Below are 14551 nucleotides of genomic sequence, written 5' to 3'. Positions count from 1 at the left end.
GTCACGACTGAACCGTCCCCTGGTCCGACCAACCGGCCTGAGCGCCGTTTTAACGTTCGTCTCAGATTCGCTCGGTAGGAAGTCGGCGTCGGACAAGCGATGCAACCCGTGTGCAGGAGGCTAGTGATGACAGTCAGCGCAGCGCCGTCCGGGGAAGCACCCCCCGGTCGGTTGGCAGGCCGGTGGGTGCCGTGGTTGGTGATCGGCTTGTGGGTGGCGTTGGCGGTGGTCATGGTGCCGCTGAGCGGACAGTTGAGCTCGGTCACCACCGACAGCGCCGTGGACACCCTGCCGGCCAACGCCGAGTCCACCAAGGTCGCGGTGCTGGAGGACAGCCTCCCCGGCGGGGACGACAACACGTTCGTCTTCGTGTACCACAGAGCCGGCGGCATGACCGACGCCGACCGCGCGACGGTCGAGCGCCACTACGACACCCTCGCCAAGCGGTACCCACCGAAGGTGGTGGCCCCGGCAGGAGAGGACGACGAGGGCCCGCGGACGGAGCCCTCCACTGATGGCAAGGCGATGATGTTCACCCTCGACGTGAGCACGACCTACGGCGCACCGGAGGCCATCGTCGGCCCGTTGCGCGACGCCGCGAAGGACCGCCCCGCCGGCCTTGAACTCGACGTGACCGGCCCGGCCGCGGTCGACGGCGACATGGACGCCGTCTTCGACGGCATCGACCTGCAGGTCCTCCTCACCACCGTCCTCGTCGTCACACTCCTGCTGATCCTCACCTACCGCAGCCCGGTGTTGTGGCTCATCCCGCTCGTGGCCGTGGGCGCGGCCGCACTGACCGCGATGGCGACCGTCTACCTGCTCGTCAAGGGCTTCGGCATCGTGATCAACGACCAGAACTCGGCGTTGCTGACGATCCTGGTGTTCGGCGTCGGCACGGACTACGCGCTGTTGCTCATCGCCCGATATCGGGAAGCGCTGCACCACCACGAGAACGTCCGGGTCGCGATGGTCCACGCGCTGCGCGGCGCGGCGCCTGCCATCGCCGCGTCCGCGGCCACCGTGGTCGCCGGCCTGCTCTGCCTGCTCTTCGCGGACCTGAACAGCACCAGCGGGTTGGGCCCGGTCGGCGCGGCCGGCATCCTGTGCGCGCTGGTGGCCATGCTGACGCTGTTCCCGGCGATGCTGGTGGTGCTCGGCAGGCGGATCTTCTGGCCGGCCATCCCGCGGTTCAGCACGGCCGTGGAGGAGAAGCCGGGGCTGTGGGGACGGCTCGGCGCCGCCATCAGCCGCCGCCGGTGGGTGGCGGCGCTCAGCTCGCTCGGAATCCTGGGCGTGCTCACCCTCGGCTTGGCGGGCAACACCGGCGCCCTGCGGGAGCAGGACCAGTTCCTGTCCGCGCCGGAGTCGGTCACCGGCTTCACCGTTCTCCGCCAGCACTTCCCGGAGCTCGGCGGCCAGCCGATGACGATCTTCACGCGGCCTGCGCACCAGGAGCGGGTGCTCGACATCGTCAAGGGCACTCCCGGTGTGGCAGTGGCCGTCCCGGGTCGGACCAGCGGCGGCTGGGCCGACATCTCGGTGTTCCCGACGGACGCGCCGGACACCGTCGCGGAGTACGACACGATCAAGCGGGTGCGCGCCGCCGTGCACGCGGTGAACGGGGCGGAGGCGATCGTCGGCGGGCCGAGCGCGGAGAACCTCGACACCGAGGTGACCACCAGCCGCGACGAGAAGCTGGTGATCCCGCTGGTGCTCGTCGTCGTCCTGCTCGTCCTCGGGCTGCTGCTCCGATCGATCGTGGCCCCGCTGGTCCTGATGGCCACCGTGATCGTCTCATTCGCGGCGGCCTTCGGCGGCAGCGTGTTCGTCTTCGACACGATGTTCGGGTTCAAGGGCGTCGACTACTCGGTACCGCTGCTGGCGTTCCTGTTCCTGGTGGCGCTCGGCGTCGACTACAACATCTTCCTCGCCAGCCGGGCCAGGGAGGAGACCGTGCGTCTGGGCACCAGAGAGGGAATGCTCAAAGCCCTCTCCGCCACCGGTGGCGTCATCACCTCGGCAGGCCTGGTACTGGCGGCCACGTTCGCGGTCCTCGCCACGCTTCCGCTGGTGATGCTGATCGAGGTCGGGTTCCTGGTCGCCTTCGGCGTGCTGCTCGACGCCCTGTTGGTGCGGTCGGTCCTGGTGCCCGCGCTCACCCTGCTGATCGGCAGGCGGATGTGGTGGCCGAGCCGGCTGTCCCGACCGGTGGAGCCGCCGGACGGTCAACGGCCGCTCACCGACGATGAGGATTCCGCGCTGCAACGGTGAGCGCGGCGGCACGGACGAGATCCAGGACGGGCCCCAGGCCCGTCCTGGATCTTTCCTGGGCCCGACGGTCGCCGCCCCTTTGGCCCTGCGCCGTGCGGCCGGGGCTGGGGCTGGGCTGGGGTCAGCGCGCCGCGGTGTCCTCACCGGCGGTGAGCCGGGCGACCGGGGCGGCCGGAAGGTCGACCCGAAGCAGCGCGCCACCGCGTGGGGAGCGGGCGACGGTGGCCCGGCCGCCGTGGGCGTCGACGACCCGCTTCACGATCGACAGCCCCAGACCGGATCCCGGCAACGCCCGTGCGCTGTCGGCGCGGTAGAACCGGTCGAACACCCGCGGTGCGTCCGCGGCGGCGATGCCCGGACCGGCGTCGTCGACCTCGATCACCGCCGACGCGCCCTCGGCACGGAGCCGGACCTGGACCGGCTGGTCCGCGGGGGACCACTTGCCCGCGTTGTCGACGAGGTTGAGCACCGCCCGTTGGAGCGCGGCGGGACGCCCGCTCACCCACACGGAGGTCACGTCGAGCGCGACCTCGATGTCGGGCACACGGGAACGCGCCCGTGTCGCGGCGGCCACCACCACGTCGGCGAGGTCGATCACCTCGGTGCTCTCGTCGCTGACGTCACCGCGCGCCAGGTCGGTCAACTCGGCGGCGAGGGTGCTCAACTCGGCCACCTGGGCGCCGAGGTCGTTGAGCAGCCGGGTCCGGCTCTCCGCGGGCAGTGCGCTGTCCAGGTTGCCGCGCCTGTCGAGCCGGATCAGCAGCTCGACGTTGAGGCGCAGGCTGGTGAGCGGGGTCTTGAGCTCGTGGGCGGCGTCCTCGGCGAGCAGCCGCTGGGCCCGCCGGGAGTCCCGGAGCGCGGCGAGCATGTCGTTGATCGACTGGATCAGCCGCCGGATCTCCCCACCGCCCTCATCCGGGATGTCGGCGTCGAGATCACGGGTGTGCGCGACGCGGACCGCGGCGGCGGTCAGCCGGTCGATCGGTGCCAGCCCGGTCCGCGCCACGGCCCGCCCGACAAGGGCGCCGCCGGCCACGCAGAGCAGCCCGATCAGCAGCATGCCCAACCCAAACCGGTTGATCGGGCTGTCGTCGGCGACGCGGGCCACCTGAACCGCGCCGTCGCCCGCCCGCAGCGTGTAGACGAGGTAGCCGTCGTCGTCGCTGTCGCCCGACTCCATCAGGTCGGCCGACGCGCCCTGCGCCACGCGCCCGGCGTGCTCGCTGACCGGGGGCAGCGCGGGTTGGCCGTCCGGCGTCCGGATCGAGCCGTCGGGCAGGACGACCCGCACCAGCCGACCGGATCCGGGGTACGGCGGTAGCTCGACCTGCGCCAGACCGGCGCGCTCCGCGTTCGTCGCCAGGACGCGGGAGTCGGCGCGCAGCTGATCCTCCGCGGTGTTCCGCAGCTCCCAGTCCAGTAGCTCGCTGGCCACCTGAAAGGCCATGAACACGCTGACCGCGATGGCCGTCGCCGCGATCACCGTCAGCCTGGTCCTCAGCGACCGCCGGCGCCACCAACGGGTCAGCCGGCGCGACCCCCGGCCTGCGGGCCTGCTCACGGAGGAGTCTCCCGCAACGTGTACCCCAAGCCGCGCAGCGTGTAGATCAATCGCGGCTCACCCTCGGCCTCCATCTTGCGGCGCAGGTAGCTCACGTACACCTGGAGGTTGTTGGAGGTGACGCTCATGTCGAATCCCCAGATCGCCTCGAACAGCGCACCTCGGGTCAACACACGGGTGGCGTTGCACACGAGGACCTCCAGCAGGGAGAACTCGGTCCGGGTCAGGCGGAGCGGCCGCTCGCCCCGCCACGCCTGGAACCTGTCGGGATCGACCCGGACGTCGGCGAACGACAGGATCTGCGGCTCGTCGTCGCCCGGCGTGCGGCGACGCAGCAGGGCCCGGACCCGTGCCAGCAACTCCTCGATGGCGAACGGCTTGGGCAGGTAGTCGTCGGCGCCCGCGTCCAGCCCCGCGACCCGGTCGAAGACCTGATCACGGGCGGTCAGCATCAGCACCGGCAGATCCCGACCCGCCGCCCGCAACCGCCGGCAGGTCTCCAACCCGCCGAGGCGGGGCATCATCACGTCGAGGATCAGCAGATCCGGCGCGTCGCCACCGACCCCGTCGAGCACGGCGAGACCGTTGGCGACGGTGCTGGTGTCGTAACCCTCGACCTGGAGCACCCGCTCCAGCGACTCGCGGATGGCCGCCTCGTCATCCGCGATCATGATCAGCACGCAGGCCCGCCCCCTCTCCAGTCGATGCTTTGCCGCTCACTGTCCCCGATCAACCTGAGGCCAGGATTAGAGCGTCACCGCTGTGGTGCCCGCGGGTCGTGTTCTTGCGGACGCTTGAGTGGCCCGCGCCGCTAATTCATCGGGGGTAGGGGCCAGCCGGTGGGACGTTGAGGTGAAGGCCGCAGACGCAGTCGAGGGCTTCTTCGGGGCTGCCGGCGGGTAGGCCGCTGGGCAGGGTGGGCGGTGACGTCGGTGATGTGCGGGCGTCTGGGTCCCTGATCGCCGATCACCGGCCAAGTGGAACCGCGATCCGTTCTCGACCGATGGCAACCATCCGCCGGCCCCGACTGGTAGTACGAGCGAGGATGTCGGGCGGTTGGGGGAGCGGTGGAAGTACCCGAGGGGTTCGAGGAGTTCGTCGTGGGTGCTTCGCCGCGCCTGCTGCGCACCGCGTACCTGCTCACGCGCGACGCCGGGCACGCCGAGGACCTGTTGCAGGCTTCGCTGACCAAGGCGTGGTTGGCGTGGCGGCGCGTGCACGGAGACCCGGAGCCTTACGTGCGCCGGATCATCGTCAACACCTACGCCACCTGGTGGAGACGCCGCTGGCGCGCCGAGGAGCCGACCGACGTGCTGCCCGAGCACCTCGGTCTGGATCCGCAGGCGGCGGTGGACGAGCACGACCGGCTCTGGCGCCTGCTCGGCGTCCTTCCGCGTCGCCAGCGGGCCGTGCTGGTGCTCCGGTTCTACGAGGACATGACCGAGGCGCAGGCCGCGCACGTGCTCGGTGTCTCGGTCGGCACGGTGAAGTCGCAGACCAGCAAGGCCCTCGCCCGGCTGCGGGTCGAGCCCGCGCTGCTCGGGCAGTTCGACGGAGAAGGGGTGCGCGGGTGAAGCCGAACGACCTGGGCGAAGTCCTCCGCGACCGCGCCGAACTGCCCGAGACCACTCACGACGTCCGCATGGCGGCGCTTCGATCGCGGGTCCGCAAGGTTCGCCGCCGGCGGGCCTTCGTCGCGGTGACGTGCGTCGTGCTGGCCCTGGTCGGAGGAGGGCTCGCGGCGACCCCGTCACGACCTGACTCCCAGCCCGCCACGCCGCCACCGTTCCCCGAATACCTGAGCGGCAGCCGCGTCGTCGCCCAGACGTCCGGCCGCACCCCGGACCCGCTCACGCTCGCTTTCACGCCCTCGGATCCGGCCGAGCTGACCTTGTTGATCGGCTGCGACGCCAGCAGCGATCGGAGCTTGAAGGTGGCGGTCGCCATCGACGACCGGGAGATTCGACAGTGGGCCTGTTACGACGGTGACTTCGGCTTCTCCGATGACAAGATGCGCGACAGCTTGAAAGAGGGCAGGCCGGCGGTGGTGCGGTTGACCGTGCTCGGGCGCATCACCAGCGGCATGGACGTGATCGCCGAGGACGCCGAGGTCGAACCGGCGGAGGACGGGATCGAGCTGCGGGTCGGAGTCGGCCGGAAGGTGCCGCTCGCCCGGTACCCGATGCCACCGGCACCGGAGAAGCCGATCGAGGTGGATGGTCACGTGTGGGACGCCGACATCGTGCTGCGCTCCGACCCCGCCGACCCGAACCTGCCGCGAACGGCCGTCGTCCCCTGGCGACGCGTGACCGCGCTGGAAGTCGTATACGGCTCACCCGGACGCATCAGCGTCCTGATCAACGGCGTCACCGTCGACGACAGCACGAGCTACTCCTACGGAGTGGCCGGCAGCATCAGAGGCGGCGGCTACGACTCACCCGATCTCGTGCCCGGAGATCCCGTCGACATCAGCGTCATTCCCGAGGCGCAGCACGGCGAGTGGGCGGTGATGGTGGAAATGGAGGGTTGAGCGGCGGCCCGGACAGCGCCGGTCTGGACGTTGTGCTCGCCGGCGAGGTCGTCCGTGGTTCCTGGCGGCTTGGGTGGCCGAGAAGGCGGTCGGGTGTGCGGTGGCGCCGAGGACGTGGATCTGGCGGCCGGCGAGCTCGATTGCCGCGTGGTGCGTTCGGGTGGCGGTAGCCCCAGGCGGGGTTCTCCCGCGCCAGGAGCAGCACGAGGAATCGGATCGGGCGGATGGGCCGTGGACGGTCAGGCCGCTTGGGGCGGGATCTGATCGCGTGGCGGGGTGTGATGAAGTCCTGGTGCCACCGGAGCACTGTCTTCGGGCGCGCCGGCAGCCGGAGCCGACGAAGCGCATCGACCGGAAGTCGGTGTGGCAGTGCTGCGGGATTCAGCCCGTCTCCGCTGAACCTCGCCTCTGTCGCTCCGCGGGTTCGTGGGGTTGTGTGCTGCTTCAATGATGACCATGCCCTTCGACGAGTTGCGTGCCTTGCTGACCCGGCATGCCCGCCCCGATCTGAGCACGGACATCGATGCCGTGCGCATCTTCCGCGCCGATCGGCCCAGCCCGCCAACGCCGACCACCTATGGCAAGGTGCTGGCCCTCGTCGCCCAGGGCACCAAGCGGTTCGCGCTGGGCACCCGCCTGTACGAGTACCGCGCCGGGGAGTACGTCATCGCCTCGGTCGACCTGCCGGTGACCGCGCAGTTCATCGGCGCCAGCCCGGGGGAACCCGCGCTCGGCTTCGGCCTGGACCTGCGGCCGACCGCCGTCGCCGAGGTGCTGCTGGCCGCGGACGTCGAGGAACTGCCGGAACTCCCGGCCGGCGCGCCGGCCGGTCTGGCAGTCAGCACCGCCTCCGCCGAACTGCTCGATGCCGTCGTCCGCCTTCTGCGGCTGCTCGACCAGCCCCGGGACATCCCCGTGCTCGCGCCCCTGATCAAGCGGGAGATCATCTGGCGGCTGCTCACCGGTGAGCAGCGCAACATCCTGCGGCAGTTCGGCCTGCCCGACAGCAGTCTCAGCCACATCGCCAGGGCCGTCCAGTGGATCCGCGACAACTACGCGCAGACCTTCCGCGTCGAGGAGGTGGCGCAGAGGGCGGGCATGAGCGTCTCCGCGTTCCACCGCAACTTCCAGGCCGTCACCTCGATGAGCCCCATCCAGTACCAGAAGCAGATCCGCCTGCAGCACGCCAGGCTGCTGCTCGCCGCGAATCCCGGCGACATCGCCGGGATCAGCCGTCAGGTCGGCTACGAGAGCCCTGCCCAGTTCAGCCGCGAGTACCGCCGGCAGTTCGGTGACCCGCCACGCCGGGACGCGGTCCGCCTGGGCGTGAACGTTCGAACCGACACATCCGGCACTTCTCGCGACGGTTGACCAGAACTCGCGACTTCTTGCTCGATCCTGCCCGCTTGCCCTGCTGACGGGCCCTGCCGCGGGGGACTCGCTATAGCCTCCCCGGACAGAGGCACCTGAAGGCGGTCCGCGGCCGGCTGGTGACCGGCAGGCAAGGACGCGCGTGAGGTGATGAGGGGCCGGTGTCGAACTGTTCGGGCGTCACGATGAGCTGGCACGGATTTCCGAGTTCCTCGACCTTGGGCGACAGGGCGGCGTCCGGGTAGGGATTCGAGGCCGAGGTCAGCTGCTCCAGTACCAACCAGTTGCCGCTGCCTGTGCGCGCGGCTCCGGCCAGCTTCCGGCCCGTCCCGCGCGAGGCGCTGTCGGTGACGCTCGGCTTCGGCGCCGGTGCGCCCTCCGGACGTCCTCTTGATCTGTAACGCCGCGCTGCTGCTCGTCAGGCCGAACAGATGCCGCGGCTGCGGCGATCTCGACGCGGCCGGATTGTTGATCGGGTCAGACGAAGGGAAGAGCGCGATGACGAACGACGCTCGAAGTGAGATATCGCTACATGTCAACGGAAAATCGCATCGGTTCACTGTGGACAACCGCCGAACGCTGCTCGACGCGTTGCGGGAGGACACGCGGCACATCGGTGCGAAGAAGGGGTGTGACTTCGGCCAGTGCGGTGCGTGCACGGTACTGGTGGACGGCAGGCGCGTGGTGTCGTGCCTGACGCTCGCGGTCGCCGCGGAGGGTGCTGAGATCACCACGGTCGAAGGGCTCGCCGTGAACGACGAGCTGCGGCCGATCCAGGAGGCGTTCGTGCGGCTCGACGGACTCCAGTGCGGATTCTGCACCTCCGGGCAGTTGTGCTCGGCCGTCGGAGTGCTGGCCGAGCACGCGGCGGGATGGCCGAGCGCCGTTACCCCCGACCTCTCACCTGACCAGCCACACCGCCCCCTCGACGCCGATGAGGTGCGCGAGCGGATGAGCGGAAACCTGTGCCGCTGCGGCGCTTACCCGTCGATCGTGCGCGCCGTTCTCGAGGCCGCCGAACGTGAAGAGGTGAACGGGTGAAGGAGTTCGCCTACAGCCGCGCGACCACGGTCCACGATGCGCTGGCCTCCGTGGTGGGACGGGAGAACACCCGGTTCCTGGCGGGCGGCACGAATCTCGTCGACCTGATGAAGCGCGGTGTCGAGACACCTGATCGTCTGGTCGACGTGCGCGCTCTGCCGCTCGCCGGGGTCCACGAGGCACCCAACGGTGATCTGGTGATCGGTGCGACGACGACGAACAGCGATGTCGCTGCTCATCCCGAGATCCGGCGCCGCTACCCGGCACTGTCCCAGGCGGTGCTGGCCGGCGCGTCCGGGCAGCTGCGCAACATGGCGACGGTAGCGGGAAACCTGTTGCAGCGCACCAGGTGTGCGTACTTCGCCGATCTGTCGTCTGCGTGCAACAAGCGGGTGCCCGGCAGTGGCTGCGCCGCACTGGCCGGCGTGCACCACAACCACGCCATCCTCGGCGCGTCACCGGCCTGCGTCGCCACGAGCCCGTCGGACATGGCGGTGGCGATGATGTTGTTCGACGCGGTCGTGCACTACGAGACGCTGGACGGCAAAGGGGAGGTTCCGATCTCGCAGTTCTACCGCCCGGTCGGCGACACGCCGCACCTGGAGACGACGCTTCCCGACGGCGCCCTGATCACCTCCGTGGTGCTTCCCCGCAGCGCCGCAGGAGAACGGTCGCGGTATCGCAAGGTGCGCGAACGCTCGTCCTACGCCTTCGCCACCCTGTCTGTCGCCGCCGATCTCGTCGTGCGCTCGGGCCAGGTGCGTGAGGTGCGCATCGCCCTGGGCGGCGTCGCCTCGCACCCGTGGCGAGCGCGGATCGCCGAAGAGGAACTGCACGGCGGCCCAGCCACCCCTGAGCGGTTCCGCGCCGCGGCCGAGGCGGAGCTCAGTACCGCAAAACCGCTACCGCACAACGAGTACAAGCTCAGACTGGCACGCAACCTCATCCAGTCCGTACTGACCGAGATCTCCCACTGACCGGATGGGCGTGAACAAGGTGAACCCACACCAACAGGTGCTCAACAGCACGGATGCCGAGATTCCCGAGTTGCCCGCGCCCGCGATCGGCACGCCGCGCACCAGGGTTGAAGGCCGCGACAAGGTGAGCGGCAAGGCACGCTACGCCGGCGATGTCCCGATCGATCGGCTCGCTCACGGCGCGGTTGTCACCGCGACGATCGCCGGCGGTCGTATCACAGCCGTCGACAGCAGTGCGACACTCGCGTCACCTGGTGTGATCGGTGTGATCGACCACCGCAACGCGCCGCGGGTCGACCCGAAGGCCGGCTCGCCCTTCTTCGGTCCGGACGGCCAGTTGCAGCTGCTGCAGGACGACCGGATCACCCACGGTGGTTGGCCGGTCGCGCTCGTCGTGGCGGAGACTCACGAGCAGGCCCGTGCCGGGGCCGAGCGGCTGCGCGTGTCCTATCTGGAACAGCCGCACGACATCGCGTTCTCCGCGGGTCACCCGGCGGCGCGGCCCGCACTGTCCGCGTTCGGCCCGGATGCGGACAAGGGCGACCTGGACGCTGAGTTGGCTGCGTCCGCAGTGGTGGTGGACGAGAGCTACACCACGCCCGCCCAGCACGCCTGTGCGATGGAACCGCACGTGGCGACGGCCTGGCTGGAAGGCGCTGTGCTGCGCGCGATCGACTCGAACCAGGCGCCGTACGGCATCGCGGCGCAACTCGCGGCGCTGTTCGGCAAGCCGCTGTCCGACGTTCGCGTCCAGGTTGAGCAGGTCGGCGGCGGTTTCGGGTCGAAGACGGGACTCGGCCCGCAACTGATCCTCGCGACAATGGCCACGATGCTCTTCCACCGCCCGGTGCGCGTCGCCTTGACGAGGGAGGAGGTGTTCCTGGCGACGTCCGCGCGCCCGCGCACCGACCAGCGCGTGCGGCTGGGCGCCGACCGCGACGGCAGGCTGCGGGCGATCGGCCACGAGGCCGCCTTCGAGATCTCCGGCAAGTCCGAGTTCATCGAGAACTGCGTGGAGATCGCCAAGACCCTCTATGCCGCCAACGCGATCCGCACCAGGCTCAACGTCGTGCCGCTGAACATCCTGCCGGTCGCCTCGGTGCGCGCGCCGGGGACTGCGCCGGGGTCCTTCGCGCTGGAGTCCGCGATGGACGAGCTGGCCGAACGGCTGGACCTGGACCCGCTGGAACTGCGGCGACGCAACGAACCGGAGGTCGGGCCGGTGTCCGGTCTGCCGTTCACCAGTCGGAACTTCCAGCTCTGCCTGTCCGAGGGTGCGCGCCGGTTCGGGTGGACCGGCCGAGATCACCGGCCGCGCCGTCGCGGGGAAGGCCACCTGCTGATCGGCACCGGCATGGCCGGCACGTCGTTCTTCACCACCGCTTTCCCGTCGTCAGCGACGATCACCGCCGAGCAGGACGGCACGTTCAGCGTGGCCATCGCGGCGATCGACATCGGCACGGGCGCGCGGACGGCGTTGCACGCGATCGCCGCCGACGCGCTCCGCGTCGGCTGGGACAGGATTCGGCTGAGGATCGGCGACAGCGCCATCGGCCCGGCGTGGCAGGCCGGTGGATCGCTGGGCACGACTTCGTGGGGCTGGGCGATCGTCGCGGCGGCGAGGGAGCTGCGTGAGCAGCTCGAGTCGGGGCCCGCGCTGCCGGTGTCCGTCACTTCCGACACCACCGAGGAGATCATGTCGCGGCCACACCGCGAACGGCACTCCTACAGCGCCGTGTTCGCCGAGGTGGCCGTCGACCCCGCCACCGGAGAGGTGCGGGTGCGCAGGCTGGTCGGACGGTTCGCGGTCGGGCGCGTGGTCAACCCGCTGATGGTCCGCAGCCAGCTCACCGGCGGCATGATCATGGGTTTGTCCATCGCGCTTCAGGAGGAGGTCGTGCGCGACGAGGTCAGCGGCAGGCAGGTGAACGCGGACTTCGCCGGCTACCACTTCGCGGCGAACGCGGACGTGCCGTTCATCGACGCCGACTTCGTCGAGGACCACGAGCCCGATGACCCGCTCGGGATGAAGGGGCCGGGCGAGATCGGCACGGTGGCCGTCGCCGCGGCCATCGCGAACGCCGTCTGGCACGCCACCGGCAAACGCCACCGGGAGCTGCCGATCCGGCTCGACCGCGTCATCGAGGACTGACGGCCGTGCTGCGGGAGATCTGGCCATTTGTGCAGGTCAAGTGCGACTCGGGTCAGGAGGTCGTGCTGGCCCGCCTGGTGGATCGCGACGGCCCGGGTGCCCGGCCGCTGGGCGCCACGATGGCGATCGCCGAGGACGGCACGTGGCGCGGCTCGGTATCAGGCGGTTGTGTCGAGGGCATCGTCCTCGACGCGGCGCGCGCCGTGCTCGACGGCGCCGCGCCCCAGGTGGCGACCGTCTCCCCAACCGCGCACCTGATGCCGTGGGAGGAAACCCCGGCGTGCGCGGGTGAACTCCGGGTGCTGCTCACCCGCGCCCCCGACGCCCCGGTGCGGGCCGCGATCACCTCCGCACTGGCGGATGACCGGCTGCTGGCGGTGCGCATCGAGCTCGAACCGCCGTACTCGTGGTCGGTGACGACCACCGCCGCGTGGCCGCCGTCCGGTGATGGCAGTTCCGTGTTCGTGGAGGAGTTGAGGCCGCGCAGCACGCTCGTCTTGGTCGGCGCCACCGACCTCGCCGCGACCACGGCGAGGATGGCGGAATCCCTGCACCGCAGAGTGGTCATCCTGGATCCGCGCCCCGAACACGTGACGTCCGGAGCACTTCCCGCCACCTGCGAGGTCGTTCGCGCGTGGCCGGACAAGTGGATCGTCGGCAACCGGCTCCGGGCCGAGGACGCTGTCGTCACCTTGACGCACGACCCTCGCATCGACGACCGAGCCATTCGCGCGGCGCTGGGGAGCGAAGCGGGACACGTCGCCGCGCTGGGCAGTCGGACCACCCATGCTCAACGGCTGCGACGATTGGCCGGAACCCCCGGTCTGAACCGCCTGAGCGGCCCGGCGGGCCTCGACCTCGGTGGGGCATCACTTGCCGAGACCGCCCTGTCGATCCTCGCCGAGGTGGTGGCGGTGGGCAACGCGCGATCCGGGCAGCGGCTGCGCGAGGTCGACACGCAGATCAGGGCGATGGTGCCCGCGACGTGTTCAGGACCTGCCGTGTCCTGAGCACGAAGGGCAACCGCAGGTCCGATCCTCACCTGGTTGTGCGGAGTGGGGTTACTGGATGATCACTCGTCTCGGCAGCCGTGGGTTCGTACTCGTCGATCAGGCCGCCGAGGACTGGTCGGCGACGTATGGAGGTGCGGCGTTGCTCTGCGGTCGGCTGGCCCGACCGTGGTGGTGCGAGTTGAAGTGCTCGGTGTGGTCGGTGGTGGTCGTAGTGGGCCGCGTAGCGGTCACTTCTTCGCGACCAGGCGTCGGTGTCATCGCAGGACGGTGCCCGGTGTCACCAATCGGTGCTCGCGTAGCAGTCGTGGCAGGCGCCGTGTCAACGCGATGACAGTCCGACGTCCTTGGCCGCGGAGGAGCGGTCGAGAAGCACCAGCCAACCACCGAGTCGGACGAAGACCAGGTACAGCAGTCGTCACGCCACACCGCACGATCATGCCCTGAAGACCCAGGTGCACGATCGCCGCAGCTCAGCGTCGCAGTGCGGAGTTCTGGCACCCCACGAGTACGGCAGCCGCTGTTCGAGGTTCCGGCTGGAGTTCGCGGTTGTGCCGACGGGTCTCGGTGACGGTCGGCTCGATCGTGGTCTGCTGGGCCGTGGTCGCCAGGAGGGTGAGTGCGGCCGCTGTACCAGGCGTTGTTGGGCTCACGCCGTCGAACGGGTCCCGGCCGTTGCCCGGGGCAGGCACGATGGCGTCGTGCACCGGACATGGATCTGCGTACGACAGGTTCTGCTGACCCTCGGATTCCTGCTCGCCATCGTGGTGACCACCGGTGGAGTGGCCTACAGCTACAGCTTCGGCTTCACCTGGCTCACCGTCCTGGTCTCGTTGCCTCTGCTGGCCGGCGCGTTCGCCAGCGTGATGGTGTGGTTCATCGGCGAGCATCCGGTGGATGTCGAACCGGAGTGGATCCTGCCGGTAGTGGTCGCCTCGGTCTGTCTGTTCTTCTACGCCCCGACCGGTCTGTCGCTCGCCTATCTGCACACGGCTGCGGATCGGGTGGCCGTCGTGGTCGTCGACGACGTCGACGGCGACTCCGCTCCGGACACCGACCAGAAGATTCGGGTCGCGGACGCCGGCACCGGCGCGGACCTCGGCGAGCTCGCCTACCACGCCGACCGGGACCTGCGGGTCGGCGATCGGCTGGAGGTCCTGGTCGATCCGCGGGGCTGGCTGCCGACGGAGGGCCCGGGGATGTCTCCCGCGACGCGCAAATTGACCTACCTGTTCGCCGGCACCGGGTTCGGCGTGATGTTCCTGATCACCGGGTTGCGCATGCGCCGGGACCTGCGCCGCTATCGCCTCACCGGCTCCCGCCTGCCGTTCGCGGCGCCGGCGGGCGCGCGGGGTCCCGGACTCCGGCGGGAACCGACGGCGGACGACCCGGATGCGCCGGAGTTCGACCCGCCCGAATCCGACGGCGTGCCGGAGCGGGCTGATCAGGGGGGCGGTGGTGGCTCCTCCGGCGGTGACCACGGCGATTCCGGCGGCGACTCCGGGGACTGAGCCGTCCGGGACGCGGGGCGTCCCGTCTCGGCGAGTGGTTCACCGGTCGGGCTTGCGCGGGCAGACCACGATGACCGTGCGCCTCGGACCTGGTGGTTCCGCGACAGGTCTTGCACACATGCGC

At 70.2% G+C, this 14551-nt stretch carries 12 protein-coding genes; 9 read left to right on the top strand and 3 right to left on the bottom strand.

Annotated features, from left to right (window positions below):
• The first annotated feature begins 126 nt into the window (after positions 1-126).
• Positions 127-2274: an MMPL family transporter gene (locus ACQPYE_RS26225; RefSeq protein ID WP_498715103.1), complete on the top strand. Its 2148-nt coding sequence runs from the start codon at positions 127-129 to the stop codon at positions 2272-2274.
• Between the two features lie 121 nt (positions 2275-2395).
• Here the strand turns inward: ACQPYE_RS26225 and ACQPYE_RS26220 are convergent, their stop codons facing one another.
• Positions 2396-3835, bottom strand: a complete 1440-nt coding sequence (locus ACQPYE_RS26220) for a HAMP domain-containing sensor histidine kinase (RefSeq protein WP_498715102.1) — start codon at positions 3833-3835, stop codon at positions 2396-2398.
• Positions 3832-4515: a response regulator transcription factor gene (locus ACQPYE_RS26215; RefSeq protein WP_498715100.1), complete on the bottom strand. Its 684-nt coding sequence runs from the start codon at positions 4513-4515 to the stop codon at positions 3832-3834. The genes ACQPYE_RS26220 and ACQPYE_RS26215 overlap by 4 nt, the downstream gene beginning before the upstream one ends.
• Before the next feature lie 387 nt (positions 4516-4902).
• Here ACQPYE_RS26215 and ACQPYE_RS26210 point away from each other — a divergent pair, with 387 nt between their 5' ends.
• The 7 genes from ACQPYE_RS26210 (at position 4903) to ACQPYE_RS26180 (ending at position 12916) form a co-directional block, all read left to right on the top strand.
• Positions 4903-5409, top strand: coding sequence for a SigE family RNA polymerase sigma factor (locus tag ACQPYE_RS26210; RefSeq protein WP_498715098.1), 507 nt, complete (start codon positions 4903-4905; stop codon positions 5407-5409).
• Positions 5406-6365, top strand: a complete 960-nt coding sequence (locus ACQPYE_RS26205) for a hypothetical protein (RefSeq protein ID WP_498715097.1) — start codon at positions 5406-5408, stop codon at positions 6363-6365. Before ACQPYE_RS26210 ends, ACQPYE_RS26205 begins: the two co-directional genes overlap by 4 nt.
• Positions 6366-6821: 456 nt before the next feature.
• Positions 6822-7736, top strand: coding sequence for an AraC family transcriptional regulator (locus ACQPYE_RS26200; RefSeq protein ID WP_498715095.1), 915 nt, complete (start codon positions 6822-6824; stop codon positions 7734-7736).
• Positions 7737-8234: 498 nt separating this feature from the next.
• Positions 8235-8777, top strand: a complete 543-nt coding sequence (locus ACQPYE_RS26195; RefSeq protein ID WP_498722991.1) for a (2Fe-2S)-binding protein — start codon at positions 8235-8237, stop codon at positions 8775-8777.
• Positions 8774-9754 carry an FAD binding domain-containing protein gene (locus ACQPYE_RS26190; RefSeq protein ID WP_498715094.1) on the top strand — a complete coding sequence of 327 codons (981 nt, stop codon included), beginning with the start codon at positions 8774-8776 and terminating at the stop codon, positions 9752-9754. Before ACQPYE_RS26195 ends, ACQPYE_RS26190 begins: the two co-directional genes overlap by 4 nt.
• A 4-nt stretch (positions 9755-9758) precedes the next feature.
• Complete coding sequence (locus tag ACQPYE_RS26185; RefSeq protein ID WP_498715092.1) at positions 9759-11906, top strand: xanthine dehydrogenase family protein molybdopterin-binding subunit; 2148 nt, start codon at positions 9759-9761, stop codon at positions 11904-11906.
• A gap of 5 nt (positions 11907-11911) precedes the next feature.
• The gene (locus tag ACQPYE_RS26180; protein WP_498715091.1) at positions 11912-12916 is read left to right on the top strand and encodes an XdhC family protein; all 1005 of its coding nucleotides are present in this window, start codon (positions 11912-11914) and stop codon (positions 12914-12916) included.
• A 99-nt stretch (positions 12917-13015) separates the two neighbouring features.
• Here ACQPYE_RS26180 and ACQPYE_RS26175 read toward each other — a convergent pair whose 3' ends face one another.
• Positions 13016-13177, bottom strand: a complete 162-nt coding sequence (locus ACQPYE_RS26175) for a hypothetical protein (RefSeq protein WP_498715090.1) — start codon at positions 13175-13177, stop codon at positions 13016-13018.
• A 194-nt stretch (positions 13178-13371) separates the two neighbouring features.
• Between ACQPYE_RS26175 and ACQPYE_RS26170 the strand changes: the two genes are divergently transcribed.
• Positions 13372-14427, top strand: a complete 1056-nt coding sequence (locus tag ACQPYE_RS26170) for a hypothetical protein (protein ID WP_498715089.1) — start codon at positions 13372-13374, stop codon at positions 14425-14427.
• Positions 14428-14551 lie beyond the last annotated feature (124 nt).

Origin of the sequence: Actinosynnema sp. CA-299493 (genome assembly GCF_050946825.1) — a bacterium.
Lineage (GTDB): Bacteria > Actinomycetota > Actinomycetes > Mycobacteriales > Pseudonocardiaceae > Actinosynnema.
Note: the sequence above shows the minus strand (reverse complement) of the source record. Positions and strands in the feature narration are given on the sequence as shown.

What these genes read in the sequence shown, in the direction of transcription:
- ACQPYE_RS26225 (WP_498715103.1), top strand. Translation starts at nt 127, where the DNA reads ATGACAGTCAGCGCAGCGCCGTCCGGGGAAGCACCCCCCGGTCGGTTG.
- ACQPYE_RS26200 (WP_498715095.1), top strand. Translation starts at nt 6,822, where the DNA reads ATGCCCTTCGACGAGTTGCGTGCCTTGCTGACCCGGCATGCCCGCCCC.
- ACQPYE_RS26195 (WP_498722991.1), top strand. Translation starts at nt 8,235, where the DNA reads ATGACGAACGACGCTCGAAGTGAGATATCGCTACATGTCAACGGAAAA.
- ACQPYE_RS26185 (WP_498715092.1), top strand. Translation starts at nt 9,759, where the DNA reads ATGGGCGTGAACAAGGTGAACCCACACCAACAGGTGCTCAACAGCACG.
- ACQPYE_RS26175 (WP_498715090.1), bottom strand. Translation starts at nt 13,177, where the DNA reads ATGACACCGACGCCTGGTCGCGAAGAAGTGACCGCTACGCGGCCCACT.